The organism is Paenibacillus sp. S29, from assembly GCF_049319765.1.
GTDB classification, from domain to species: Bacteria; Bacillota; Bacilli; order Paenibacillales; family Paenibacillaceae; genus Paenibacillus; species Paenibacillus polymyxa_B.
Genome location: NZ_JBMOUI010000001.1, coordinates 48,512 through 73,484, shown reverse-complemented (window position 1 = coordinate 73,484; position 24,973 = coordinate 48,512). Strand labels below are relative to the sequence as shown.

Below are 24,973 nucleotides of genomic sequence, written 5' to 3'. Positions count from 1 at the left end.
AATTTCGCCCTACTTGTGGTACGGTTCACCCCGATTAATCTTCACCGCCCGATAAATCTGTTCCACCAGCACAAACCTCATCAGTTGATGTGGCAAAGTCATCCTTCCGAAGCTCAGCTTTTGCTGGGCGCGACGGAGGACTTCGTCAGAGAGTCCGTGGCTTCCGCCAATGACGAAGACAACACGGCTTGTACCGTAGGTGCCGAGCTTGTCTAATTCCTCTGCGAGTTCTTCCGAACTCCACAGTTTGCCGTCGATGGCAAGCACAATGACATGTGCTTCACTTTTCACATGAGCAAGAATGCGCTCTCCCTCTCGCTCCTTGACCTGTCGAACCTCAGCCTCGCTCAGTGTATCAGGAGCCTTTTCATCGGCTACCTCAATCATTTGGAACTTGATGTATGGCCCTAGCCGTTTGGCATATTCCTGAATGCCCATGACCAAATACTTCTCTTTTAACTTTCCCACACCTATAAGCTGAATAAACAAATTCCTTACCCCTATCTATGTCGAATGATAATGTAAAATCGCATTTACGATCCCTAACTTAAAAACATACCTGTAACATAGTTATTTTAGCACCTGAAACGTCTCTTACCTATCTATTTCCTCTCCACTACGAGCCTATTCCCTGTTCAGATTATAGCGGATCATTCATTTACACTCTTCACAATGGAATGCTCTCAGCTCCGTATTCATCAAGACACTGCATTAGCAGCTGTCGATATTGACTAATTTGTTCCGCTGTCGCCGACTCCCGTAATGTTTCAAACAATGCTGTGCATTTCTTGAAATTACGATCATTACCCGACTGATCAGCTAGTTGCATCGCTCGCACAGTAAGTATCACTGCATCCTGTAATCTGCCACACTTTCGATAGTACAAAGCCAAATGATAGCAGTAGCTATAATAGTAAGATATATTCTCTGCGTCTTCATAACTCTCAAATTCATCAATCTGCTCTGCAAACGTATGTAAAATATCCCCTACATCCAAAGGATACATAAGCGCTGCCTGTAATATGGTATTCAGCCCCGGTAATATTTCCTCTAGATTATCCTGCAAAAAGGCTACGTATTCCTCCAGCAGCTCTATATTTCCAGACAAAATATCTACTGCATATAAATTAGTTTTGGCTGAAAACCTGAATTCCTCGACAACCTGATTACCTTCTTCCTCTAAATCCTCCATCCACCCTAGCTCAACATACTTATAGATGCACTCCCTTGCCTGCTCATATGTACCCTGGTTCTGGTGAGCCATTCCACACATCAGGTGACTGAGCCCAAAATAATATACCAACGGACGTTCTAAATGGACATGCGGAATGGGTAATTTCATTGCTTTATGATACTGCCGTTCTTCATAGATACGCTGTACACACTGGTACAAAATATCCGCCGTCTCCATCACCTTTTTCCAGTTTTCAAAAGCCACAGCTATTTCTAACATTTCAACAATGATGTCCGGTTTGAGTGATTTTAGAATGTCCTCTTGCAAAAATGTTACCTCCTCTAGTATATCCTCATTATCGATTTAGAGTTGCTAACCACTCGTGAGGAGTGACTAAACAAATTAATTATACTACTTAAAATGCGTAATATAAACCATTTTTACTATATATTTTGACCTGACTTTTATACTGCATCTTCCATAAGCTTGTTATGAGGTGGTTATATGACAGAATTACGCAAGCAGATGGGAATTAGAATCCGTGCTATTCGAAATGCAAAGGGACTTACACAGCAAAAGCTAGCTGACATCGCAAGCTTGGACTATCGATATATTGGTGCATTAGAAAGAGGCGAAAGGAACTTTTCGATTGATACCTTGGAGAAAGTGTTAACTGCCTTAAACGTGTCTATCAGTGAGTTAATGTTTTCCAAAGAACATATGACTAAAGACGAAACGATTCGGCAAGAGGCAATAGATGAGTTTGTAGCGTTGACCAGCAGATTGAACGAAGAGCAAATCGGCATTCTCAGACGAGTTAGTAAAGAAGTTTCACGTGCGTTCAAGTAAGTCATGCCATCCTATAAAGGCCTTAAATAAAACCAAAAAAGAGCACCGCACAGGTGCCCTCCAAACGTTTTATAAAAGATACTCAAGCGTACAACATAAAAAAGCTCACTTCATGTCCCAGTTGCTTCAGATAATTATAAATCTGCGAACGATGATGGAATACGTGGGTCAAGATCTCAATCTGCCATTGAACCTGCAAATGTCCATGCTCCATATAGAAAGCTTTCGTCGAACGGTTCAGATAATCGTCTTCGCTGAGTGAAAGAATGTAAGCCTTATAAGCCTCAAAATTCTGCCTGAAAGTCACAGCCAAGCGCTCGGGATCTTCCACCCCGGACAGGCTGCTTTCAATGCTTCCCACTTCACCCTCAGACTTCTCCTGCATTATCGCAAGATCCGAAGCTGGGATAAGTACAAAGTGATGTACTAACTCCAGCAGCGAGCGGAAATTTTCCTGTGGACGAAAGCTCCAATCCTCTGGGCGTATTTTACGGATCAAAGCTTCCCCCGTCCGTACTCCGGTCTCCAGCTCATTCAGCAAATGATCTCGAACTTGCAGCGTTCCACTCATATTCTCATCTCTCCTTTGCCATTCCTTGTTCATATTTTGAGTATAGCCGAAGCCTCTGGGCGTGTATTGTAAAAATCGGACAACTTCCGTAAATCCTTAGCCGCAGTAAGCGGGGAATCGCCATAAAACCTGCGAAAATCGCGGATCAGATGCGCCTGGTCGAAAAAGCTGTGCTTCAATGCCAGCTCTGTCCAATCCAGACCCCCGTCGCTTTGGATACTGTGCAGAACGCTCTGGAAGCGGACGACTTCACTGAACTTTTTCGGGCTGATTCCGATCCATTGTCCAAACTTACGGTTAAGCTGCCTTTCACTGATCGCCTCACGCTCCGCCAGCTCCTTAACCCCCATACTCCCACAGCTCATGAAGATGCGATGCAGCAAGTTTTTCATCAGGTCACAATCGTTCGTGCGTTGGCGCAGCAGAAGCTGGTTAAGATACTCATCCATTATGCGCACCCGTTCATTGAAATTCTGCGCTTCCATAATGCGCTCACCTATGATGGTGATGCTTTCGGGCCAGAGATCTTCCAAGCGGTAATTACCGCCTGTAAACAAGTGAGTGGGCATCCCGTGAAAATAATGTGCCCCGCCCGGAAAAAATCGAACGGCAAAAATACGTGTCTCGGACCCTGCTTGTCTGGCAGACACAAATGGTTGCGTAAATGTCCCGCAGTACGAGAGTTGCTGACGCTTATTCACCGGATCGTATTCTAATAGAATATCCGTACAGCCATCAGGTAATACCCGCTCCATGGTTTCTTCCTGCGGCAGGCTTAACAAAGCGGTGTCTCCGTACGAAGCTGCTAGATTTCCCTCTACCACCCTATTAGCCGGACCGGACTCCCAATAACAGGCTACGTGGGCTTCTAGCGCAGCAGACGGCTTTTGTTCGATATAATACGTGGACAGATCACTTCCATTGACTTGAAGCGGACGAAATAGTGAATGCAGCAAAGGGTCCATCCATCGTTCACTCCTGTCTCAGCACGTGGTGGGAATAAATATAGCTCTATGTATGGGGTATTTTTGCAATAAATCCTGGTATACAAAAAGGACGTTTCTGCCCGAAACGCCCGTGCTTGTTTTTTAGACGACCAAAAACTCTGCTTTCTTCTCACATTCCTTGCACTTCACTGGAGGGTCCCAATCCGAAAATTTCGTTTCCTTGAGATCGACGACATCCGGTGCATCCTCGTATTCATCGACGAACATATCAATTGCCAGTTCTACATGCTCTTTACATACCACGTACATTCCAGTTGCATCCCTTTCCGTTTGAAGCTCTTCCTGTTGTAGGTGTGCCAAAATCGCCTTCTTTTGTTCTACCACACTTGACGCGGAAAGAAAAGGGCTTGCTTTTTACCCCGATCGTCTGGTTGTAAAAACAAGAAAATGAGTGACATTCAGGTCCTCGTGAAAATGGGGATATTTCTCCAACATTTCGGCAGACGGCTTGGGTTCGATCATCCCTTCCAACAGCAAACCCGCGTCAATAATGGTCTGTACATAGCTGCCCAGCGTACGGTGAAAGTACAAAAACTTTTCTTCCTGATCATAAGGGATTGCTTGCTCCAATGGGCCTTCGTTGAAATATTGATTCACTTTCCAATACAGCTTTTTTCCTGTCTCATCCTTCACCCAACCACTCTGCGGCGTCAGAAAGCACGGATGCAGAATAGAAAAAATAAAGCTGCCTCCTGAAACTAATAACCGCCGCATTTCGGCAATCGCCCGCTCATAATGAGCCAAGTCCTGTATGACCATATTCGAAACGATTAGATCAAAACTCTGGTCCCCGAACATCTCCAGCTTTTCCAGATTGCCATGGTGATATGTAATTCCCAACGCTGACGGTGTTCGCTCTTTGGCTAGCCTCAGCATCTCTGTCGAGTAATCGACAGCCTCAACCAAAGCACCCGCCCTGGCCATTTTCCGGCTTAGATAGCCTTCGCCACAGCCGGCATCCAGCACTTTTTTGCCCTCTAGGGGTTCCATACAAGCTTGCAATGCCGGATTCAGCAGGACTTCGCGAGACCGATCCCCTTCCTCCGTGTACTTGGCGGTAAAGTTTTCTGCATGCATATCCCAGCGTCGAATGGCCTCTTCCGTGTCCCACTTATTCATATTCATCTCCTTCTTTCTTTTGTAATTGAGGAATTGGTAGGGCCATAGATTCTACACTCATTTCTATATTTTTTCAATAATAACGCTTACAAATTTAAAACATCTAATAAATACATGATTTTTACATGAATTATACAGGTATTCCATATTCAAATCGTATGGTAGTGTTTATTAGAAAGCGTTTTCAAAAATAACTTTGTAAAGGGGCCTGTTATGTTAAAACGAAGACCCGTTTCATTGCTGTCGTTGACGCTTGCCATCACCCTATTGTTATCTACGTTCGCATCTGTTGCCGCTGCTGCCGAATCTGACGGACAAGCACCGCAAACTGCGGCTGCGAGCAGCATGCAATCGTATGTAGAAGCCATGCAGCCTGGATGGAATTTAGGAAATTCTCTGGATGCTGTCGGGGCGGATGAGACAGCCTGGGGCAATCCGCGCATTACCCAGGCGTTGATCCAGCAAATTGCTGCCCAAGGATACAAAAGTATTCGTATTCCCGTCACCTGGGATAAGCACATTGGAGCAGCACCGAACTATACCGTTGAGTCTGCCTACATGAATCGTGTAGAAGAGGTTGTTCGCTGGGCACTGGATGCCAATCTGTACGTCATGATCAATGTCCATCATGATTCATGGACGTGGGTAAGCAGCATGGAGCCCAAGCATGATGAAGTACTAGCTCGTTATAACGCATTATGGACACAAATTGCCCAGCGCTTTAAAGCTCAACCTAACAAGCTGATGTTTGAAAGTATTAACGAACCCCGTTTCTCCGAAGGAGGGACTACGGATGAAGCAAAAATGAATCAGATGCTCCAAGAACTGAATGTATCCTTCCACAAAATCGTCCGCGCCTCCGGCGGTAAAAATGCCACTCGCCCCCTTGTTCTGCCTGGCTTGGATACATCACCTGCTCAGGCCAAAATCAACGAGCTGTACAACACGATAACCAAGCTGAACGATCCCAACCTGATTGCAACCGTCCACTATTATGGCTTCTGGCCTTTCAGTGTGAACATTGCCGGATATACTACCTTTGAGAAAGATACCAAGAACGATATTGTTCAAACCTTTGATAACGTCTATAACACCTTTGTAGCCAAAGGTATCCCGGTCATTATCGGTGAATACGGCCTACTCGGCTTCGATAAACATACAGGTGTTATTGAACAGGGCGAAAAGCTGAAATTCTTCGAGTTCCTGACCTATTATATGAAGGAGAAGAAAATAACAGGTATGCTCTGGGATAACGGCCAGCACTTGAACCGGACAACGTACAAATGGTCTGATCCTGAACTCTTCAATGTCATTAAGTCCAGCCTAAAAGGACGTTCCTCCAATGCAGCCAGTGACCTCATTCACTTGAAGAAGGGCACTCCTGCTCAGGATGCCAAGGTCATTTTAAACCTGAACGGCAATCAGCTGAAAACACTCAGTGTGAGCAGCAAGCAACTGAAACAGGGCACTGACTATACGCTGAGCGGAGATACATTAACCTTCAAAGCCAGCTTGCTCACCAGCCTGACCACTTCCGGTAAATATGGGGAGAATGCCGTCATTACCGCTAAGTTTAACAAGGGGGCAGACTGGAATTTTAAAGTAGTCGTGTATGATACTCCAAAATTAAGTGCTGTCGAAGGGACTACACAAGCCTTTACCATTCCAACGGACTTCCGTGGTAGCCAGCTTGCCACGATGGAAGCCGTGTATACGAATGGTGGCAATGCCGGTCCACAGGATTGGACACCGTATAAAGAGTTTGGCAATACCTTTGCCCCTGCCTATGATGCCAACGGTATCAAGCTGTTACCTGAATTTTTTAATAGTGTAAAAAATGTCGACGTCACGCTGAAGTTCCACTTCTGGAGTGGCGATGTGGTGACATACAAGATCACCAAGAGCGGAACCCGTGTGACGGGGACGACATCTTAATCTAAGGCGCAGCAAAAAATCGAAAAAGGCGTTCCCGGGAATAAGCCGGAGAGCGCCTTTTTATAGTTAAACCTATAATCATACCTTAGCCTTCCGGCTTATCTGTTAATTTTAACGTCACCGTTTCTTCCTTGCCTGCCCGGTAAAAAGTAACTTTCAGCTCATCGCCAATCTTCTTGTTATCGTACAAGTAGCGACGCAAATCAAGCGTAGAGTTAATCGGTTCGCTATCAAACGCTGTAATGACATCGTTCAGCTTCAAGCCAGCCTCCTTGGCAGGACCGTGGGCTTCCAGAACGACAGCCCCATTCTTCACGCTGTCCGGCAACTTGAGCTCCTTGCGCTGAGTTTCATCCAGCGGTGCATATTCATTATTGAGGTCGACCGTGTATACCCCCAGATAAGGGCGAGTGATCTTGCCGTCCTCAACCAGTTCATTCACCGTCTTCATCACCTCATTGGCGGGAATGGCGAAACCAAGTCCCTCAACACCTGTATCAGCGATTTTCATCGTATTGATGCCAATCACACGTCCGTCCAGATCGACTAGGGCGCCGCCGCTGTTTCCCTCATTAATCGCCGCATCGGTCTGGATAACATGCTGCTCCCAGTCATACACGCCATCCTGGTTAATGGAAATCGGAATGATGCGATTCGTATAACTCACAATACCGGAGGTAAGCGTGTCTCCCAGGCCGAGCGGATTGCCAATAGCAATGACCGTCTCACCCAGACGAAGTTTACTGGAGTCGCCAATATCCGCTACCGTGCTAATGCCTTTATCGTCCACTGCGAGTACAGCGATATCACTAATGCGATCCTTTCCGATCAGCTTTGCCTCTTTTCTGACGCCGTCTACCGTTACAATATCCAGATCATCTGATCCTTCGACCACATGGTTATTTGTCATAATGAAGGCTTTGCCTGAACTCACTCGGAAAATAACACCCGATCCAAGCGCGGATTGTTCCGTGCTTTTCCCCTCTTCCTCTTTCAGGTTCACGATGCTGACGACGGCTGGGCGCACCTTGGCTGCCGCCTGCACAATCCGGTCATACGGATCACCCGCTGCTTGCCGCAAGGGATAGTGACTGGCTCCGGTTACCGCTGTAGTGGAGGGCAGACCTGTAATAAAGCTGAACAGAAGCACAGCAACCACTGCACTGACTGCACCGCTAATGACAGCAGCTTGCACCGGACTTACTCCACGCTTCCTGTGTGGCCAACGTCCCCGTCCTCCACGGCGCGCCTTAAATGCCATTTTTTTAGCCGCACGTGTGGATACCTTCGTTGAATAAAAATCGTCCTCAAACAAGCCCATGCTAATCCTCTCCCCTTCGTTGTCATGCACCGACACTCACTAAAAAATTAGGGCTATTCGGGCTTGCGCCAACCTATGCTACAGAGAACCTGCTCCGTTGAACATCTCAAATGGATTGAATATCCCTTATCATCGGAATCCAGCAACCAATCGTTCCGGCCTACTTATTAATCACCACAAATGGTGCCTTCCTAAGCAACCGAATCTCATAAATTAGCATACACGCCGAATCTGACTCCGAATAGAGGAAAAAAGAGGAATGATTTCCAAACCAATGGACTACAATAGTAACAAGTCTTCTATTCTATTACAAAATGATCGTCTCATAGAGACGTTCTGGCCTGTTCCCGTCCGCTTAAAGCTGCCTATACTTTCGATGAGAGCCTTCCTTCAGAAAGCTTTCCGTTGTTAGCTTTATTGTATCACAGCACCCAGCAAAACCACAGGCAGAACCAAGCTCATTGCACGCCATTTCTAAAATATTTTTACAGGAGGAATATATGATGAATTCACATCGTTCGGCTATGGATGAAGTTCGCATGGCTGCCAAGCTTGCGGATTTGAAAGACGAGCATTACCGCAATACACTGGCGCTAAGTACATTGATTGAACTACTGGTGGACAAAGGCGTAGTGACCCGTGAAGAGGTAGAACGCAAAGCCGCCGAGCTGGACAGCTTTATGGCTCACTTACCTTATCCCAAGGTGTAGGACGATCATAGTACGTATCGCACAATCGAAACTCACTGTCCTTGTAAAAACAGCCGCGGTCTTCCATCGCCCCACGTACAGTCAACTTCGCAAGTTCCATCATATTGTGGTCGCGGCTCAAATGTGCCAAATACGTTCGCTTCGTACGGCCTGTCAGCAGCTCGCTAAGAATCGCGCCCGCCATCTCATTGGATAAATGACCGATATCGCTGAGAATACGGCGCTTGATGTTCCACGGATAACGACCCATACGCAGCATTTCCACATCATGATTAGACTCCAGCACCAATACATCCGCGTCTGATATCGCCTGTTTCACTTTGTCGCTGACATAGCCGAGATCGGTCGCTACACTGAGCTTCTCTGCCCCATCATAAAAGCTATACCCTACAGGCTCAGCCGCATCATGGGATATGCCAAAAGACTCCACGCGTAATGACTCAAATTCCCGCGTTGCGCCTGTCTCCAATATTCTGCGGTTATCGTCTGCGATTTGCCCAACAGCATTGCTGATGGCAAACCATGTCTTCTCGTTAGCATATATAGGTAAATTATATTTACGCGCCATGGCGCCTAGTCCTTTAACATGATCGGAATGCTCATGCGTGACCAAAATACCATCCAACTCTTCTCCGCTCAGATCGCGTTCTTTCAGCAATTCGTCAATACGCTTCGCGCTGAGACCTGCGTCGATGAGCAATGTCGTGTCTTCGTTCCGCACAACGGTAGCGTTGCCGGTCGAACCGCTCGACAGCACGGTAAATGAAATCCCCATATCTGTTCAAGACCCTTCTGTATGTTCTGTCTTTGGACTAATGACATCTCCGTTCATCTGCACATAATACACACCTTTCCCGTTGTCCAGCATAAACCGCCACACGGGGGCAGCCACCTGGCTATCGGAGTTAAAGGTCTGTCCGTAATAACCGAGCCGGATATCCTTCACAATCGTATCACGCGGCAAATAGCCGTCGATCAGCCTTGCCAGTGCTTTGGACGCAGGCAGCATTTTCTTTGCCTCATCCGAAGGCTGGAGATCGACCTTAATTTTGCGATACCCTGTAATCTTTTGATTGCTGTAAAACAGAGCCAACTTCACATTAAATAGCGGCCATTTGCCCTGAACCAGCGGATGAAGTACAAAAGCATCTGCTTGTCCGGATGCCAACTCCTCCTGAACATCCAGCGGATCGTACTGAAAGTTATCGATATCCTTGATTTGTGGCTCCAATGCCTCAACTAGCGCGTCATGGGTAAATACCAGTTTGCTGTCCACCGGCTTCACCAGCTGCACACGATCATCCTTTTCTCCACTATGAACATATGTGTAAGAAAGTTTAGGCAGCTGCGGGGTATCGCCGGGAATCGGAGCCAGCACCTGAATGCTTTTCTCTTCCATTAAACGCTGCGTATTTTCATCCAATGAAGTAAAATCCAGATTCGGCCCTGCCGTTTCCTGCGCATCATGCCACAACTGGTAACCCAATACCACATTGAGCAGCAAAAATGTACAAATCAATACGTTCTTGGCGCGGCTCCAATCCATTCCCGTTCCCCCTTCCTGTCACCTCTTTGTCTCCCGGTCTGGCTTCGTTTGTGTTGTGTTGGATGCTGTCGTTACAGGAACAGCATGAATTTCTGCAACAGAACCGTCACTGAGCGTAACGTGCCACTCAGGAGCAAGCTTCAATCCATCATTGGTCAGCTCCGGTTGATATACAGGAGTCAGATCACGAATCGTCTTCCCTTTTGCTACACTCTCCAGTTGCTTCTTCAAGGGCTCGCCACCCAGCAGCATAACCTTCTTCGAGGATTGCTCTCCTCCCTTGAGATACAGTAGCGAACGTTCATAGACAGAAGCCGTTTCCTGCTGGATTTGCAGCGAAATCGTACCAAAGCGGAACGATGGTGTATCCAGCACCGGATAAGCACCATAATATTGCTGAAACATCACAGTCGTACGATTTTCATCACTGCTTCTCAATTTCAACTGATATGAAGCATCCCAACCGCCATGCTGATTCACAAAATCAACTGCGGCCAGCACATCCCTAATTGGACTGCTTCCACTTGCCCCTGGCGCACTGGGATCGGTATAGCTCATCCATCGTTGCTCCTGCTTGATTTGCAGACTACGCTTGCTGTCCGTGTAAATTTGTGAGCCGTCCTTCTCCTGAATATTGCGCGTAATCCCCGGATCGAAGAACAAGTTCCGCTGCATTTGCTCCGTCGTAAACAACCCGGCATACACCACAGGCTGCACAGTTTCCAAGTCATTCACGGGAATGTAGTACTGATTATCCACCAGCTCGTACAACGGGGCATTTTCACCGAAATTCACATGCTGCCGAATGTCCTCTACCGTCATGTCGAACTGGTTCGCCTCATACACGACATCGCCTCTGGCACTGAAAAAGAGCGCATGCGGCTTGGCATTCCTTTCGTCTATATAGATCCAGATGCGGTTAATCGTCTCTCCCTGAAACACCGAATCCGGCGTCAGACGCATGACCCGCTCCAGTAATGAAACCGGGACTCCGCCTGAAAAGGATAATTCGATGCCTTCGTTTTCGCTGCGAATCTGCGCCCAGTCCGCCGATTGAATACTTCGACGTTGAAAGTTGTTAAAGCTCCGGCTTTCCAGCCGTGTATAAATTAAATCGTAAAAAGTAACACCCGGATAAAAAACGGTATGCTTCTTCTCACCTTGGTGAATGAGCATTTTATCAGGAAACACGAGGTTCTCAATCTTTTTCTCCTGTCCCATGCTTTCGGTTTTGACATAGTTCGTTTCTGAAGTGAGTACAGAATCACTGCCTGGAAGGCGGTAAATCAAAAAATAAGTCTGTACCAGGCTGGAAGCAACCAGCAAAATAAGCGTCCAGGACTTCAAACGTTCCTTCACTGTGCTTCCCTCCCTTCACTCGACATGGGTAGCGTAAAGGTCGTACAGGTTCCCTGACCGTATTCCGATTCCAGAAAAATCTGGCCCCCATGCGCCTTTACAATTTCCCGGGCAATCGACAGTCCCAGTCCCGTACCACCCATATTGCGCGATCTCGCCTTGTCTACACGATAAAACCGTTCAAAAATCCGGTCCAGATCTTTTTTGGGAATACCAATTCCGGTGTCTTGTACCGAAATGGACAGCATTCCCTCACTGTTGCGGCGAGCTTCAATCCGAATACTCCCGCCATCTGGCGTATATTTCAACGCATTGGACATCAAGTTGTCCAACACCTGCTCAATTTGGTCCCGGTCGATCACGACCTTACCGATTCCCTGCTCTACGAACATCCCTGAGCGAATGTGCTTTTGCTTCATTTGAAAAGAAAACCGATCTGCGACTTCGTCCAGCATCTCCATCACATCCGCAGGCTGCATCCGCAAAGGCGCCTCATTGGAATCAAGCCGTGACAGATGCAGCAAATCCGTAACCAACCGGATCATACGCTCTGTCTCATTGCGGATCACGCCTACAAAACGCTCCGCGAGCTGCGGTTCAGCCATCGCGCCGTCATCCAGCGCCTCAGCATAGCTGCGGATGGTCGTCAACGGAGTGCGCAGCTCATGTGATACATTCGCTACGAATTCCCGCCGTGTCGTCTCCATTTCCTCCTGCTCCGTCACGTCCTGGAGCACGGCAATCGTCCCCGTAATGCCAATTTCACGCCGATGAATCGGCGTGAATGTCACACGGATGACGATGGGTTCATCCTGACCGGCTGGCTCCAGCTGCAAGAGCGTGGAGGCCGAAGATCCGCTATACAGGGCCTCGGTTTCCTCCGGGTCGATCCCCAGCAGTACCGCGATATGCCTGCCGGTCATTTCGTTTTCGTTTACGCCCAGCATGGCGCTGGCCCGACGGTTGACCAGAATGACCCGGCCGTTGTCATCAGTAGCGACCACACCGTCGCTCATATTGGTCAAGATGGAGGAGAGCTTCTCCTTCTCCTCTTCATTTTGAGACAGTGCCTCACGCAGACGGCCTGTCATATAGTTAAAGGCCACGCTGAGCCTGCCGATCTCATCATCCCCAAATACAGGCATCTGCTGGTCAAATTTTCCTTCGGCAACCTCTGTTGCATGACGTGTCATCACCTTAATCGGATGCGTAATCGTGTGGGCCAATACCACGCCCAGCACAGCCGTTAGCGCCAGCGCAATGAGCATACCTGAGAGAAACACATTGTTAATGCGTTTCATCGTATCGTAGAGCTCGGTCATCGAAGCGGCGATGTACACCGCGCCGACAATCTTGCCTTGGCTGATAACAGGCTTGGCGACGACCTTCTTGCGGACATTATCCTCGTCCACCATGTATTCCTCGTTATCACGGATACCTTGGAGTGCGCGGCTGACCACTGTCTGCGTATTTTTGCGTCCAACATAATCGGCGTGTGAACCTTGGGAAGTAATTAACACTTTGCCGCTGGCATCCAGCACCTGAATTTCCGCGCCGCTGAAATCAAACAAATTATTTACGCGTGCACGCAGGCTTTCCACGCTGTCTTCTTCCATTTTACCGTCACTGCCACTCAGATCCTGCTCCGCCAGCACGGACAGCATCTCCGCCCGTGCTTGCAAATCCTGCGTAAAATTACTCGTGAGAGAGTTCTTCATCGAGCTGACAAAATAGACCCCAATCAGCTGCATAGCCACCAAGATAAGCAGCACATAGATAATAATCAGCTTTGCATGAATGGTACGAAAGAAAGACAGCCATCTCATGCCCGCAGGCCACCTTTGCCCCCGCTAACGATATATCCAAGACCACGGCGCGTCAGGATGGTCTCCGGCTTGCTCGGGTTCTCCTCAATCTTCTCGCGCAACCTCCGAATGGTCACATCTACTGTCCGTACATCCCCGTAGTATTCGAAGCCCCATACCGCCTGGAGTAAATGCTCCCGCGTCATGACTTTTCCGGCATTCTTCGCCATATAGTACAATAGCTCATATTCGCGGTGCGTCAGATCAAGCGGTGTTCCGTTTTTGTAAGCTGTATACATATCCGTGTCAAAAAAGAGGTCACCCACGCGCAGCCCCTGCTTATCCTCCTGCGGTCGGCTTTCCGACGTGCCCGCCCCGCCGCGTTGCTGTCTGCGCATCTGTGCCTTCACCCGTGCCAGCAATTCCCGTGTGCTGAACGGCTTTGTCACATAATCGTCCGCGCCCAGCTCCAGCCCCAGCACTTTGTCGATTTCGCCGTCCTTGGCGGTCAGCATAATAATCGGCGTCTGGAGCTGATGCCCGCGCACCTCGCGGCATACGTCCATGCCATCCATGCCCGGCAGCATCAGATCCAGCAGAATCAGGTCAGGCTGCTGCTTGACCGCGATATCCACCGCGCTGATTCCATCGAAGGCGCAAATCACCTGGTAGCCCTCTTTTTCTAAATTAAATTTCAAAATATCAGCGATTGGCTGTTCATCATCCACTACCAGAATCGTTCCCTGCATATAGCGTTCACCTCTCTTCACGGATCATAATCTATAATTAACTTTCGTTTGTCAGTACCTATAAGATGTTTATTCTATTCTATCATACCCGTGCGCCATTCCATTACTTCTCCAGACCCTTTTCTTTACGCAGAAAAAAACCATGCCTGCACCTACCGTTAAGCATGCAGAAAAACATGGCCTTTCCCCTTGATCCTCATAAATCATGTAACTCTCGATATAAACATCCAATCTATCTTAAATACGTCATTGGATTGCGTGGCGTATTATCTTTACGAATTTCAAAATGCAGATGCGTTCCTGTCGAACGTCCTGTGTTCCCCATGACCCCGATCGACTCGCCTTGCTGAACAACCTGTCCTACATGAACCCCAATACTGCTCAAATGTCCGTAGACCGTTTGGTAGCCGTTGCGATGATCGATCATAATGACATTACCGTATCCATTCTGCTGACCTGCAAATGTTACCACGCCTTCATCTGATGCGCGAATGTCAGCACTACCGACCAAATCGACACCCTCATGCATACGTCCCCAGCGTGCGCCAAAGCTACTCGACATCGATGCACCGGACACCGGCCAAGCGAACTGTCCTGAGCCTTCTCCCACGACCTTCGTTCCTCTAAGAACCACCTCAGTAACAGACGGCTGCAGCACCTTTTGACCGAGCCATTCCTCTTGCACGACCTCACCGTTCTCCTTGGTCAAACGATAGTCCATCTCTTTAAGACCTGCTTGTCCCGGTCTGACCACTTTGGTAACTCCTGCCTTCAGTTCATCGCTCTGGCGAATCTCAACCTCAGGCTCGATGGCAATCTGTTCGACGACCTTCTCTACTGTTCGCACCGTAACCGGAGCCTTCGGAGCAGTAAGCTTCAATTCGTCTCCAATTTGCAAATACAGCTCACGCGAGCCGGGATTGTTCTGCTTAATCTCCCAAGCGGTCATATTAAATTTAGTTGCAATCGACGACAAAGAATCGCCTTCTTGCACTGTATACGTGATAGGAGCCTCACGCCCCTCAGTCAACACTTTGACTGCTTCAGCCTCTGTCAGCACCTTGTTCGGGTCTGCTTTCACAGGCTCATACGCGATTTTCTCACGGATACTGGCAGACTCCAGCCATGCCTTAGGGGTTTTAGTACTAGCACTCGCATGACTACTGCCCACAGATGTTTTGCGAACCAGCCCCTTGATGCCTGTAGATGTACCCTCACCCACAGGTGTGTACTTCTTCTGTACTTGCTTTAAAGCCGCCTGTGCAGTCGCTTTATCCTTTACAATGCCAACCGACTGTCCGTTGACCTTCACTTCTACCCCTTTGGCATACGCTGTCAGCATACCATCCAGCTTCTTCAGCGTGGCTGCGCTGTCGATATCCGCTTTATATGCCTTCTCAATATCTGTCGTTACCGCGCTCGTATTGAGCACCATATCGACGCCGGGATACTTATCCTTATACTGTTTGCTCTTCGTTGCGTACAGCTGTTTAAGTTGTTGCTCATTCAAGATATTTCCGACCTCGACGCCTTTTACATACACTTTATAATAAGGAACTGTGTTAGCTCCGACATACTGATTACTCGCAAAAATAAGACTGCCTGCAATCACCACACCGCCTGCCGTCCAGCTCAACCATTTTCTCCGACCGCTCCACCACTTTGCTATTTTCCCCGCTTCCACAGCAGGCTTGTCTGCAACGTTTGAAACTGCATTCCTGCTGTCTGGTGAATCCTGCTCCTTCAAAACCTTCATGACTCTCTCCTTTTCAGCATATCTTATCTCTATATAAATGCGTTCGTTATTGGTCTTTCACACTATGAATTTAGCCTGTATTCACAAGCATCTATGATATTAGTCGCTATCTACCATTGCATAGTTGCGTAAAAGGTTTCAAAAATTTAACCTTTTCACAACACTGTTTACTTTAACATAGCCTTTACAAAGAATTCAACTACACTCCAATTCCTTCCTGGCACGCAAAAAAATCCGCGCATGGCGCGGATTCTACAGTCCTATTTTGAGCATACACATTGCCCCTGAATTCATCGTTATTTATTCAGGATTTTGCAAAATACTCATTTAAGCAAATCCATCAGCTTGTTATATTCCTCTTTGGTCAAATACTTCGCTAGCACCTGCTGAATATCCTGAAGCTCCTGCTCGGTGAGACCACCTTCCATCGCAGCTGATATCTTCTGCATCTCCTCCGGCGGCAGCTTATTCATCAGAATCGCAAAAATCTCCTGCTTCTGTGCCGCTGGTAAATTGTTCTTCTTCTCCGTCAAATGGTCGGGCGTAATAACCAAATCATGGCCTTCAATACTTGTTTCAGGTGTAGCTGTACCTTCTGCCTGCTTCCGTGAATCGTTGCCTGATGTTCCCGCCGACGTGGCTCCCTCCTGAGATACCTTGCCATTGGCTGCGCCACCAGCCTCACTTCCGCTTTCTTCTAAGCCCTGTCCCATGACAGGCAACGCATCATCAGGCGGTGTTACACTTCCCGAGTCGCTCCCTGTCGTCTTGTTCTTCCCCGTGTCTGTGCTTTGGTCAGTACCCGCACTGCCCTTTAGCCAACCCAATCCCCATATGGGCTGATGATCAAGCTGAATGTTAAACTGCCGCAGCAGCGATTGAACATAAGCATTAACGACTACACCTGTCACTGCCAGCGTTAGTGCGCTAACCAACACGACTGTCATTCCTTTTTTGAGCAGCCATCCAAGCCACCTCATATCCCGTTACCTCCTTATACGCATCCTGCCATGTGTGTATCATCATGAAGTGCATATAAATCAGTATTGACGAGATATGACGATTTTTAACCCATGGAATATGTAAAACTAGCACAATTCAATAGAAGATGCCACCTTCTGATTGAATCAGCGCGTACGACGCACCCAGAAACGGAAAATGTCACTGCGGACATAATCCAGAGAATACAGCACCTGCCTGTTCATTTCATCATAGTGAAGCTGCTTCAATAGTAATACCGTAGCCTGCGGATGCTTCAACAGACGCGTCATATGTGCGTCGTCATAGTTGGGAACGGTGAGCTCGGAATACGCTCCGACGATTCGTACCCCCGCCTTGAACTCAAGATTCTGAAAAAGCGAGCCTGAAAAAGAGTCACCTTCCAGAATGGGTCCGGCTAATTTCTCTGGCATCCAGTTGATAGAGTGGGCTACAGCCTCTCCGTTGGCAGTGCGTGTACGCTCTAGGGCAATCATAGGCTCATTTTCCGAAAATCTCATCTGTTCGGCAATATCAGGAGGACAAACCGAAATTCTCTGAATGGATTCTAGCTGCTCGTCTTCCCGTAACCCTGCCGAACGAATCATGTCTCCGATGCTGTACAGCCGGTCCAGCGAGCTTGGAATACTCGGCAGCGGGCAAGTCGCAAACGTGCCACTCCCGTGTTTTACAAGCAGCTTACCTTCCGATTCCAGTTGGCGAATAGCTCCCCGTAGCGTCGTACGCGAGACACGAAACGATTGGGAAAGTGCAGTTTCCGACGGCAGCCGATCCCCCGGACCCATTTCATTAACCTTCATATATTCCTCTATAAGTTGCTTTATGTTCTCTTGTTTTGTTGACACCGTCCGAAGCCCAGCCTTTCTATTGTGTTAAGCCATATAAATCGGATTCGTAAAAGCAATCATCATCACGCAGTCTTCCATGCAGCCGTAAAGCTCAGCTCGTATCCAGCCCTTACCTAGAGGATCTTGCAATGACAGCGTATATTCTCCTGTGTGAGCAGGGATCTGAATCTCGGAGCATATTCCGTGACTACTTGTCAGCAGAAGACGAAGATTCTGAGGCTTGAGGTTGTAATGGGCTGCTCTTGCTTCCACATCCAATTGAACCGTCACAGATAGTGAATCTTCTACAGTCAGCTCTATGCATTCGCCGATGGGATAACGATGTTCTCTGCCCTTAATCTGTGCCCACATCGTCAGTAACGGTCCCATCGTAACTGACACTGAACCGTGGCGAATCGCCTCAACTGCCCGGTCTGCTAAGCCTTCTCGCTCTTCTGCTTCATCATGAACCCCCAGATACGTAACAGCCGGAAGCGCATCATCCGGTTTAGATACATGCCAGTCCCGACCGCTTACCGCAGTGATGCGATACCCCTGATTCAACAAATCGGTCCACATGGCAAACGCCCGCTGGCTATCCCGCTTAATAGATGGCATAAGCGTTGACCAGACTTCTATATAATCCACCTCATGCCAATCCTGAATCGTGTATTCCCAAAAGCACCCCGTACAGATCGGACTTCCGATCCTGAATGGATGGGCAATCCCTGCAATGCCTCCCTGCTCATGCACCTGCCGAATCCCCTCATGGATGTCATCTGGTCCCAGCACACGCCAGTCGATAAAGCGGTCAACCCCAAGCGTCAGCATATGCCCGTAAAAGGTCGTCCACTCCATCCCTGAAATGATCGGGAGACCAAACTGCCGCTGAACCTGTTCCTGATCCGCAAGTGCCGATTGCGTGTTGTGATCCGTCATAGCGATGCACCCAAGTCCCAGATCCACTGCGCTTTGAACAAGCTCCTCCAGCGTTTGCTTTCCGTCGCTGTGAAGCGTATGGGTGTGAAGCTCAGCCGGAATCCATTTAAGCATATGCTGCTTCCTCCCCCAATACATGAATTTGGTAGGCAAGCGTCTCGGTTACAACGGCATGCAGACTGACCGTAATCCGCCACATGCCCGCCGGATTATCTCCTGCGAGGAATCCCGGCGAAGCCGCAGGCGAACCGAGCCAATGCTCCTGCTGCATCTCGGGACGGTGCGCATTTCCACGGTGACGGAGAGGATCATCGACAGACAGCGTTAATAAATTTTGCAGCGGGACATACTTCTTCCATAGATCGGATGAATGCCCCGGCTCGTCGTATCCGTATTTGCTCATGCTTTCCTCAATGATTCCTCGTGCTTGCTCTTGATCCTCCAATAACTTGGGCGTGTAAGAGAAGTGAATACGGATCGTTTCAGTCGGCTGTGGAATATGAAAAGAGTACGTAATATGGCTCTGAGTGCAGGTTCTGTCAACCGTTCCTTCCACATACAGTAGTCTGCTCATGACTTCCCATCCTGGCTAGACGGTTCATCCACAACATGCTTTACCATATCATTCACAGGATGTTCTTCATCACCCGACATGTCTTTGTCTGCCGCCCATAAAACACCCACGGGTTGAAGCCGCGTCAGCTTAATCACCCGGTCTGTACGAATACCCGGAAACTGCGGGAGATTATCCTCGTTTAACGTAAAGGCACACAGTCCGGCTACTTCCATGCTGTCCGCACCGCCTTCAAGCAATACGGCTCTGATTTCAGCTATATCCTCAAGCACAGCCTCTCCAGACAGCTTGATCGTGGTGGAAAAATGTGACTCTGCCCCCTCATAAGCGGCTCTAAAATCCCCCAGTCTCAGATCATGATGGCACGATGAATACCACTGCTCCGAGCCGTGAAGGCGAAGCTGAACATCGACACAGGCATCTTCCTCGCGCCGATTGAAGCCCGACTTGAACCCTGGAGACAATTCTCTGTCTGAATCCCGTAAGGGGCGTTTGGAAGTCTGGATAAACACATAGCTACGCTGGTGTGCAAGTGCAATGGAAGAGGCTTGTGACGGTATCTCCAGCTCCTGCTGACGTTCCATTTCCCACCCAGTGACCTGATAGGCAAAAGGAAAACGGCTCATGACCGCCTCACGTGGCTCTTCCTCTGGTTTCCACTGGAAAGCAGGCGGCAGCATAAAACGATAGTCCGATGAAATGTCATCCTTAAAGTTTCCGTTAGTTGTTGCGGATTGGAGAACAGGATGCCCACCCAGATCATAATTCCCATTAAACGCAGTCGTAATATGATGTGCCCCCTGGAAAACAGCCTCCAGAACATTGCCCCCTGCATCTAGCTCGACGCGGTACATCCATTCGATATCGGTGGTTCTTCCCCATTTGCTCATAAGCAGCGGCGCGGGCGTTCCCTCATCTTCATGACTGAACATCATCTGGTATTCGATGACTGTCTTCTCCTCATTCCCTTCCACGGAATAGAACAAAACAAGCGGTGTATCCGTAAAGCGATTCTCATAGGGATGTGACAGATTGCGGCCATATAAAAGCGGGGTATGGCGATAAATCAGCGATCTTGGAGAGGAATCAGCCACGCAGCGCAGTTCAACCCCATCGATCCATGCTCGAGATACAAGCGGAGCTGATTCCAGTTCGCGAAATTCGGCATAGACCTCATAATCGCCTTCTTTTAGATATCCCAACAAACGGGTATATACTCCCTGACTGCTGCCATAGTACAAAATGACATCTTGATTATAGGCTTCATTCAGGTAGAGGCGTACGAAGGCAGATTCTCGATCTGTCGCAGCCCAGTCACTGTCTGATCTGGCGAACAGATCAAGCTCCGCGTATCCGTCTTCTGGCATGGAGAACCTAAACCGGAACCCGTTTCCCGGGCTGAGCTCAACCTCCGCCTTGTGTAAGGCAATCCGATAACCGCAATCCAGCAGATCCTTTTCCCACACTCGCCCACTAAACCCGGTAATTTGCACCTCTGCTTGGCTGTTCATCCCTGTAACCTCCTTAGTTATAACGGCGGTCTAGCTGGCATCTGCATCCTTCACCATTGTCCGAATATAAAAGTAGCCCATAAAAGAACACAGTAAAAACATAAACACTGCCATTGCGCTGGCCGTATGCGTCTCCTGATAGCTGGAAAATACCTGCTGCATCGCAACACCCAGCACCTGCGGCGAGTTGGCACCGATCAGGAAGGGAGCCGTAAAGCTACCCATGATTCCCATAAAAATGAAGGTCACCGCAACCCACATCGTTTTGTAGGAAAGGGGTAAAATAAAGCGACCAAACAGCTGCATCGTGCTGGCTCCGGCATCTCTGGCGCTTTCGACGACGGCGTTTGGAATGCTGGCAAGTGCCGAGCTGAGCAGCATGGTTGCGAACGGAATGTTGAACCACAAATTAGCCAGCACCAGCCCTTTGTAGTCATAAATAATCCTCGGAATCGTCTCAATGCCGAGCGGCAGCAAAAGACGTGCAGCCCAACCGTGATTCCCATACATAGTAATAATCGCATACGTTGCAATTACACCGGGAACAAACATCGGAATAAAATACAAGCGGCCTATCCACTTTACGACAACCCCTTTGCCGAATCTCAGATAAATCGCCAAAGCATAGCTGATGACCAGAGTAAGGGCCGTCGAGACTAACGTGACATTAATCGTATACATGATATTTCTACGCATGGCAGGTTCCGTGAACAGCCGAATATAATTGGCCAGACCGTAGCCCGTTCCATATTGATCAATCAAGCTTTCCTTCACGGCATAAAGAATCGGAATAATAACGACGACCAGCAAAATGAGAAAAGACGGGATGACCAGAGCAAGCCCCAGCATCCCCCTTTTGGACAATGAACTCATGCTCAACCGCCCGCTACTTCACTTTGCCAGCGTTTGTAGATTTCCTGCTGAAGCTCTCCGCTGTTAAAGCTGCGGTATCCAGAAGATACACTGTTGAATTTCTCTTGCAGTTCCGTTGGCATCAGATTCCACTTAATCCCCGGATAGCCGTACATTTTATTAATAACCACCGTTTGCGCTTCAGGCGTCAGTATATAATTCAAGAATTCCTGGGTTGCTTCTTTTTTGGAGGAAAGTGAAGGAACCATCAGATAAGAGGGGCCACCTGTAAAAGCAGGGTCGATCTGTGTCAGCTTCACCGTGTCTGGAAGCAGCCCTTTAGCCAGTTGTTCGAGCGCCATATCAGACCAGGCTGGAACCATGTCTACCTCTCCACTTGCTAAAATATCAAGCGTACCTTGGTTCTTCTTAGGATAGACTCCTTTTTGGTACATTGAAGGGCCCAGTTCCTTGAGCAGTGAGAAACCTTGATCCCATTTTTTCATATTTGCCGGATCATCACTGTTCATCGCCTCTGGCGGAAGGAAATTATAGATAACCGTGTTCACAAATGAGCTGCCTGATCCACCTGTGGACGGATCATTATAGGCAAACTTGCCCGGATGCTGGCGAATCCACGTGTACAGCTCGTCGGCTGTTTTCGGAGGTGTCGCTACTTTTGCACTGTTATAGGCAAGGACAACCGAAGAAGCACGGTATGGAATGGCCTGATTGTTGACTTGCTTGAGATACGTTTCATCCACATTCTTCAAATTTGGAACCTTGGCAGCGTCCACCGTTTCCCACAGTTTCTCGCCTACCCCTTTGGTGATATCATCCAGACTGCCTTCGTACAGGTCGATATCTGTATCGGTTTGTCCGCTTTTCTTGGCTGCGATCAGACGGTCCAGTGTAGATGCACCTCCGGTTCCTGCTGGCAAATACACCAGTTTGACCTTAACGTGATCATTTTTAGCTTCAAAGTCCTTGATTAACGTTTCCCACAGCTCTTTTACGTTCAGAGACCCTCCAGTGTACAAGGAAATTTCCGTTGTTCCCGTAGCGGCTCCCGCTTTGGTAGACTTGGCTTCCCCTGTAGCCGTGGCGGCATTACCGCCGTTTCCACAGCCAGCCAACAACGATAAACTAAGTACCCCTGCCAAAACCAGACCCATATTCTTTTTCCCAAACACGTTGTTGCCTCCTTTAGATAGTTGCACAAGTTCGCAGCATCACCAGATGATGCTTTCGTGATGGACATTGATGCGATATAGAGGTTGATCGTGAATCTTCACTGTGCTGCTGGAAAAGTAACAATTTTACTGAAGCTGAATCTGATGTGCTCTCCACTGCGCAGCTCGGTCGCTCGTTCACGCGGCACAAACATTTTCAGATGATGGGTACCGCTATCCAGCGAAACTTCCGCATAATGCCCGAGAATCATCACTTGTCTGATCGTTCCGGCTAGAGAACCTTTTTCTTCCGTCGTCAGAACAATATCCTCTGGCCTTACACCAACCATGGATTCACCCGTGTATTCATGCTCTTGTGCAAACGGTATTCCGCTCACAGAGACACTGCGACCTGTACTCACCCCCTTTAATAAATTGATCCGGCCAATAAAACCTGCTACAAAAAGTGACTGTGGCTTGTCATAGATCTCCTGCGGTGAAGAGAGCTGCTCAATCCGGCCCGCATTCATAACGACGATGCGGTCGGAAATGGACAACGCCTCCTCCTGATCATGGGTGACGAACACCATCGTCATCCCCGTCTGGGTCTGGATATCGCGCAGCTCCTCTCTCATCTCCATACGCAATTTGGCATCAAGCGCGGAAAAGGGCTCGTCCAGCAGCAATACATCAGGCTTTAGCAGCAGAGCCCGAGCGAGTGCTACCCGCTGCTGCTGACCGCCCGAGAGCTGTCCCGGCGTTTTACGCTCTGCGCTCTCTAGCCGAACCAGCGCTAGCGCTTCCTTCACCTGACGGTCAATCTCTGTCTTCTTCACCTTTCGAATCTTCAAGCCGAAAGCCAGGTTGTCATACACGGTCATATGCGGCCACAAATTATAGCTTTGGAACACCATAGCCGTCGGACGCTTTTCGGGCGGCAGCTTGAGTACGCTTTTACCCTGAATCTGAATGTCGCCACTGTCCGGGTCCAAAAAGCCGCCAATGGAGCGAAGCACGGTTGTTTTACCACAGCCGGAAGGTCCCAGCAGTGTCACCAGCTCTCCCTTCATCACGTCAAGTGAAATGCCTTTGACTCCGTCTCCTGTCTTGAAGCGCTTGGTTAACTCTTGAATGGATAATTGAATGGGCATTAGCTTAGGCTCCTTTTTCAGGATTTTACAAACTCCTCTTTTGACCAATTACGTTATTTCACCTGAAATCCGCCTGCCAGGACATCGGCACTTACAAAACGCTTGGCTGCCAATAGCAGAATGATCGTTGGCAGGGTAAGAATGACCGAGAAAACAGCGCCTGTTGTGCTTGGATAATCAGCAATGATGGAATACATGATGACTGGCATTGTTTTATAGTCCGGCGTTCCGACAAGGAGTGTCCCCTGTGCTTCATCCAGTGAAGCAAGAAAGGTAAAAATGGAGGCGACCACAATGCCGGGCAGCGCCATAGGAAAGGTGATTTTCCAAAACACTCGAAATGGTCCGGCCCCAGCATCCCGCGCCGACTCCTCCTGTGCACGATGTACGCTGCGGAAGGCAGAGGAAGGAATCCAGGTCATATACATGAGCGTGTTTACCATATGGATAAGCACAATGCCTGCAAAGGTGTTCATCAACCCGAATTGGTAGAATAGTACGGCAATAGACACATACAAACCCATTTTCGGAAAAGCATGCGTAAGTAGGAATGAGAAAAGGAACCACTTACTGAACGGGAAAGGAATTCGTGCAAAGGCATAAGCAGCAGGAATACATACGATAATGGAGCAGACCGTAACGGTAATCGCAATCAGGAAGGATAGAGAAATCGAGCTGAGTACATCATCCTGGGTAAGTACATACTTCCACCATTCCAGTGACAAGCTCTGCGGGAGCGGTGCAGGATACTGCCATTTTCCCGAAACCGCCAAAAGGAGAAGATTGGTCAGAGGCCCCAGAAAAAAAATGAAGAAAATGACAAGCACGATGAACTCCACAATTTTGCGTGTGCCGAGTGAGCGAAGATACCAGTTCATAATTCATCCCTCTCAAGACGTCTAGACGTCCGAATCTCTTTTCTATTTGGATTATAGAGAGGGTTTGTTATCACAAATCGACAAGGAAGATAAGATTATGTAAAGGGGGAGTAACCATTTAACACTTCACAGAATAAAAAAAAGAGAGAGGCTGCTAACAGCCTCTCTC

General features: G+C 48.5%; 25 protein-coding genes. 3 read left to right on the top strand and 22 right to left on the bottom strand.

The window, feature by feature from the left end:
- Nucleotides 1–9: 9 nt before the first annotated feature.
- Nucleotides 10–489 carry a 23S rRNA (pseudouridine(1915)-N(3))-methyltransferase RlmH gene (gene rlmH / locus ACL9RM_RS00370; protein WP_414125950.1) on the bottom strand — a complete coding sequence of 160 codons (480 nt, stop codon included), beginning with the start codon at nt 487–489 and terminating at the stop codon, nt 10–12.
- A 178-nt stretch (nt 490–667) separates the two neighbouring features.
- The gene (locus tag ACL9RM_RS00365) at nt 668–1,501 is read right to left on the bottom strand and encodes a DNA-binding protein (RefSeq protein ID WP_414125948.1); all 834 of its coding nucleotides are present in this window, start codon (nt 1,499–1,501) and stop codon (nt 668–670) included.
- A 177-nt stretch (nt 1,502–1,678) separates the two neighbouring features.
- On the opposite strand from ACL9RM_RS00365, the gene ACL9RM_RS00360 reads away from it, so the two are divergent.
- Complete coding sequence (locus tag ACL9RM_RS00360; RefSeq protein WP_322171823.1) at nt 1,679–2,023, top strand: helix-turn-helix domain-containing protein; 345 nt, start codon at nt 1,679–1,681, stop codon at nt 2,021–2,023.
- Between the two features lie 82 nt (nt 2,024–2,105).
- Here ACL9RM_RS00360 and ACL9RM_RS00355 read toward each other — a convergent pair whose 3' ends face one another.
- From ACL9RM_RS00355 to ACL9RM_RS00340, 4 genes are all read right to left on the bottom strand, one after another.
- Nucleotides 2,106–2,594: a DinB family protein gene (locus tag ACL9RM_RS00355; RefSeq protein WP_414125946.1), complete on the bottom strand. Its 489-nt coding sequence runs from the start codon at nt 2,592–2,594 to the stop codon at nt 2,106–2,108.
- A 29-nt stretch (nt 2,595–2,623) separates the two neighbouring features.
- A complete protein-coding gene (locus ACL9RM_RS00350) occupies nt 2,624–3,559 on the bottom strand; it encodes an AraC family transcriptional regulator (protein ID WP_414125944.1) in 936 nt (311 codons plus the stop codon).
- A gap of 123 nt (nt 3,560–3,682) precedes the next feature.
- The gene (locus ACL9RM_RS00345) at nt 3,683–3,850 is read right to left on the bottom strand and encodes a CxxH/CxxC protein (protein WP_013373879.1); all 168 of its coding nucleotides are present in this window, start codon (nt 3,848–3,850) and stop codon (nt 3,683–3,685) included.
- A 105-nt stretch (nt 3,851–3,955) separates the two neighbouring features.
- Nucleotides 3,956–4,720, bottom strand: a complete 765-nt coding sequence (locus tag ACL9RM_RS00340; protein ID WP_414125942.1) for a class I SAM-dependent methyltransferase — start codon at nt 4,718–4,720, stop codon at nt 3,956–3,958.
- Nucleotides 4,721–4,933: 213 nt separating this feature from the next.
- Here ACL9RM_RS00340 and ACL9RM_RS00335 point away from each other — a divergent pair, with 213 nt between their 5' ends.
- Nucleotides 4,934–6,655: a cellulase family glycosylhydrolase gene (locus ACL9RM_RS00335; protein ID WP_414125940.1), complete on the top strand. Its 1,722-nt coding sequence runs from the start codon at nt 4,934–4,936 to the stop codon at nt 6,653–6,655.
- A gap of 85 nt (nt 6,656–6,740) precedes the next feature.
- On the opposite strand, the gene ACL9RM_RS00330 is transcribed toward ACL9RM_RS00335, so the two are convergent.
- A complete protein-coding gene (locus ACL9RM_RS00330) occupies nt 6,741–7,976 on the bottom strand; it encodes a S1C family serine protease (protein ID WP_414125938.1) in 1,236 nt (411 codons plus the stop codon).
- A gap of 503 nt (nt 7,977–8,479) precedes the next feature.
- Here ACL9RM_RS00330 and ACL9RM_RS00325 point away from each other — a divergent pair.
- Nucleotides 8,480–8,686 carry a hypothetical protein gene (locus ACL9RM_RS00325; protein ID WP_025723164.1) on the top strand — a complete coding sequence of 69 codons (207 nt, stop codon included), beginning with the start codon at nt 8,480–8,482 and terminating at the stop codon, nt 8,684–8,686.
- Here the strand turns inward: ACL9RM_RS00325 and ACL9RM_RS00320 are convergent.
- The 15 genes from ACL9RM_RS00320 to ACL9RM_RS00250 all read right to left on the bottom strand — a co-directional run bounded on the left by ACL9RM_RS00320 (nt 8,655) and on the right by ACL9RM_RS00250 (nt 24,804).
- Entirely contained in the window at nt 8,655–9,461 is an 807-nt protein-coding gene (locus tag ACL9RM_RS00320) for an MBL fold metallo-hydrolase (RefSeq protein WP_023991120.1), read from the bottom strand. The two genes, ACL9RM_RS00325 and ACL9RM_RS00320, sit on opposite strands and share 32 nt — an antisense overlap.
- Nucleotides 9,462–9,467: 6 nt before the next feature.
- On the bottom strand, nt 9,468–10,232 hold the full coding sequence (gene yycI / locus ACL9RM_RS00315; RefSeq protein ID WP_028540969.1) for a two-component system regulatory protein YycI: 765 nt from the start codon (nt 10,230–10,232) through the stop codon (nt 9,468–9,470).
- Between the two features lie 18 nt (nt 10,233–10,250).
- Nucleotides 10,251–11,591 carry a YycH family regulatory protein gene (locus ACL9RM_RS00310; protein ID WP_414125935.1) on the bottom strand — a complete coding sequence of 447 codons (1,341 nt, stop codon included), beginning with the start codon at nt 11,589–11,591 and terminating at the stop codon, nt 10,251–10,253.
- On the bottom strand, nt 11,588–13,342 hold the full coding sequence (gene walK / locus ACL9RM_RS00305; RefSeq protein ID WP_413466305.1) for a cell wall metabolism sensor histidine kinase WalK: 1,755 nt from the start codon (nt 13,340–13,342) through the stop codon (nt 11,588–11,590). Before walK ends, ACL9RM_RS00310 begins: the two co-directional genes overlap by 4 nt.
- A 71-nt stretch (nt 13,343–13,413) precedes the next feature.
- Nucleotides 13,414–14,145: a response regulator YycF gene (gene yycF, locus ACL9RM_RS00300; RefSeq protein WP_254349776.1), complete on the bottom strand. Its 732-nt coding sequence runs from the start codon at nt 14,143–14,145 to the stop codon at nt 13,414–13,416.
- A gap of 232 nt (nt 14,146–14,377) precedes the next feature.
- Complete coding sequence (locus ACL9RM_RS00295) at nt 14,378–15,901, bottom strand: peptidoglycan DD-metalloendopeptidase family protein (protein ID WP_414125933.1); 1,524 nt, start codon at nt 15,899–15,901, stop codon at nt 14,378–14,380.
- 323 nt (nt 15,902–16,224) lie between these two features.
- Nucleotides 16,225–16,881, bottom strand: coding sequence for a hypothetical protein (locus tag ACL9RM_RS00290; RefSeq protein ID WP_322171815.1), 657 nt, complete (start codon nt 16,879–16,881; stop codon nt 16,225–16,227).
- A gap of 147 nt (nt 16,882–17,028) precedes the next feature.
- Nucleotides 17,029–17,745: a GntR family transcriptional regulator gene (locus ACL9RM_RS00285; RefSeq protein WP_414125930.1), complete on the bottom strand. Its 717-nt coding sequence runs from the start codon at nt 17,743–17,745 to the stop codon at nt 17,029–17,031.
- Nucleotides 17,746–17,772: 27 nt separating this feature from the next.
- Nucleotides 17,773–18,780: a CehA/McbA family metallohydrolase gene (locus ACL9RM_RS00280; RefSeq protein ID WP_414125928.1), complete on the bottom strand. Its 1,008-nt coding sequence runs from the start codon at nt 18,778–18,780 to the stop codon at nt 17,773–17,775.
- The gene (locus ACL9RM_RS00275; protein ID WP_414125926.1) at nt 18,773–19,240 is read right to left on the bottom strand and encodes a hypothetical protein; all 468 of its coding nucleotides are present in this window, start codon (nt 19,238–19,240) and stop codon (nt 18,773–18,775) included. The genes ACL9RM_RS00280 and ACL9RM_RS00275 overlap by 8 nt, the downstream gene beginning before the upstream one ends.
- Nucleotides 19,237–20,751, bottom strand: coding sequence for a hypothetical protein (locus tag ACL9RM_RS00270; RefSeq protein ID WP_250267078.1), 1,515 nt, complete (start codon nt 20,749–20,751; stop codon nt 19,237–19,239). The genes ACL9RM_RS00275 and ACL9RM_RS00270 overlap by 4 nt, the downstream gene beginning before the upstream one ends.
- 30 nt (nt 20,752–20,781) lie before the next feature.
- On the bottom strand, nt 20,782–21,624 hold the full coding sequence (locus ACL9RM_RS00265) for an ABC transporter permease (RefSeq protein ID WP_165178318.1): 843 nt from the start codon (nt 21,622–21,624) through the stop codon (nt 20,782–20,784).
- A gap of 2 nt (nt 21,625–21,626) precedes the next feature.
- Nucleotides 21,627–22,796 (bottom strand): extracellular solute-binding protein, encoded by a 1,170-nt coding sequence (locus ACL9RM_RS00260; protein ID WP_025723151.1) that lies wholly within the window; start codon nt 22,794–22,796, stop codon nt 21,627–21,629.
- A gap of 98 nt (nt 22,797–22,894) precedes the next feature.
- On the bottom strand, nt 22,895–23,926 hold the full coding sequence (locus tag ACL9RM_RS00255) for an ABC transporter ATP-binding protein (protein ID WP_250267080.1): 1,032 nt from the start codon (nt 23,924–23,926) through the stop codon (nt 22,895–22,897).
- 53 nt (nt 23,927–23,979) lie between these two features.
- On the bottom strand, nt 23,980–24,804 hold the full coding sequence (locus ACL9RM_RS00250; RefSeq protein WP_250267081.1) for an ABC transporter permease: 825 nt from the start codon (nt 24,802–24,804) through the stop codon (nt 23,980–23,982).
- Between the last annotated feature and the right edge of the window lie 169 nt (nt 24,805–24,973).

Coding starts and splice junctions, on each gene's coding strand:
- ACL9RM_RS00360 (WP_322171823.1), top strand. CDS start 1,679: ATGACAGAATTACGCAAGCAGATGGGAATTAGAATCCGTGCTATTCGA.
- ACL9RM_RS00355 (WP_414125946.1), bottom strand. CDS start 2,594: ATGAGTGGAACGCTGCAAGTTCGAGATCATTTGCTGAATGAGCTGGAG.
- ACL9RM_RS00350 (WP_414125944.1), bottom strand. CDS start 3,559: ATGGACCCTTTGCTGCATTCACTATTTCGTCCGCTTCAAGTCAATGGA.
- ACL9RM_RS00345 (WP_013373879.1), bottom strand. CDS start 3,850: ATGTACGTGGTATGTAAAGAGCATGTAGAACTGGCAATTGATATGTTC.
- ACL9RM_RS00340 (WP_414125942.1), bottom strand. CDS start 4,720: ATGAATAAGTGGGACACGGAAGAGGCCATTCGACGCTGGGATATGCAT.
- ACL9RM_RS00335 (WP_414125940.1), top strand. CDS start 4,934: ATGTTAAAACGAAGACCCGTTTCATTGCTGTCGTTGACGCTTGCCATC.
- ACL9RM_RS00330 (WP_414125938.1), bottom strand. CDS start 7,976: ATGGGCTTGTTTGAGGACGATTTTTATTCAACGAAGGTATCCACACGT.
- ACL9RM_RS00325 (WP_025723164.1), top strand. CDS start 8,480: ATGAATTCACATCGTTCGGCTATGGATGAAGTTCGCATGGCTGCCAAG.
- ACL9RM_RS00320 (WP_023991120.1), bottom strand. CDS start 9,461: ATGGGGATTTCATTTACCGTGCTGTCGAGCGGTTCGACCGGCAACGCT.
- yycI (WP_028540969.1), bottom strand. CDS start 10,232: ATGGATTGGAGCCGCGCCAAGAACGTATTGATTTGTACATTTTTGCTG.
- walK (WP_413466305.1), bottom strand. CDS start 13,342: ATGCAGCTGATTGGGGTCTATTTTGTCAGCTCGATGAAGAACTCTCTC.
- yycF (WP_254349776.1), bottom strand. CDS start 14,145: ATGCAGGGAACGATTCTGGTAGTGGATGATGAACAGCCAATCGCTGAT.
- ACL9RM_RS00295 (WP_414125933.1), bottom strand. CDS start 15,901: ATGAAGGTTTTGAAGGAGCAGGATTCACCAGACAGCAGGAATGCAGTT.
- ACL9RM_RS00290 (WP_322171815.1), bottom strand. CDS start 16,881: ATGAGGTGGCTTGGATGGCTGCTCAAAAAAGGAATGACAGTCGTGTTG.
- ACL9RM_RS00280 (WP_414125928.1), bottom strand. CDS start 18,780: ATGCTTAAATGGATTCCGGCTGAGCTTCACACCCATACGCTTCACAGC.
- ACL9RM_RS00275 (WP_414125926.1), bottom strand. CDS start 19,240: ATGAGCAGACTACTGTATGTGGAAGGAACGGTTGACAGAACCTGCACT.
- ACL9RM_RS00270 (WP_250267078.1), bottom strand. CDS start 20,751: ATGAACAGCCAAGCAGAGGTGCAAATTACCGGGTTTAGTGGGCGAGTG.
- ACL9RM_RS00265 (WP_165178318.1), bottom strand. CDS start 21,624: ATGAGTTCATTGTCCAAAAGGGGGATGCTGGGGCTTGCTCTGGTCATC.
- ACL9RM_RS00255 (WP_250267080.1), bottom strand. CDS start 23,926: ATGCCCATTCAATTATCCATTCAAGAGTTAACCAAGCGCTTCAAGACA.
- ACL9RM_RS00250 (WP_250267081.1), bottom strand. CDS start 24,804: ATGAACTGGTATCTTCGCTCACTCGGCACACGCAAAATTGTGGAGTTC.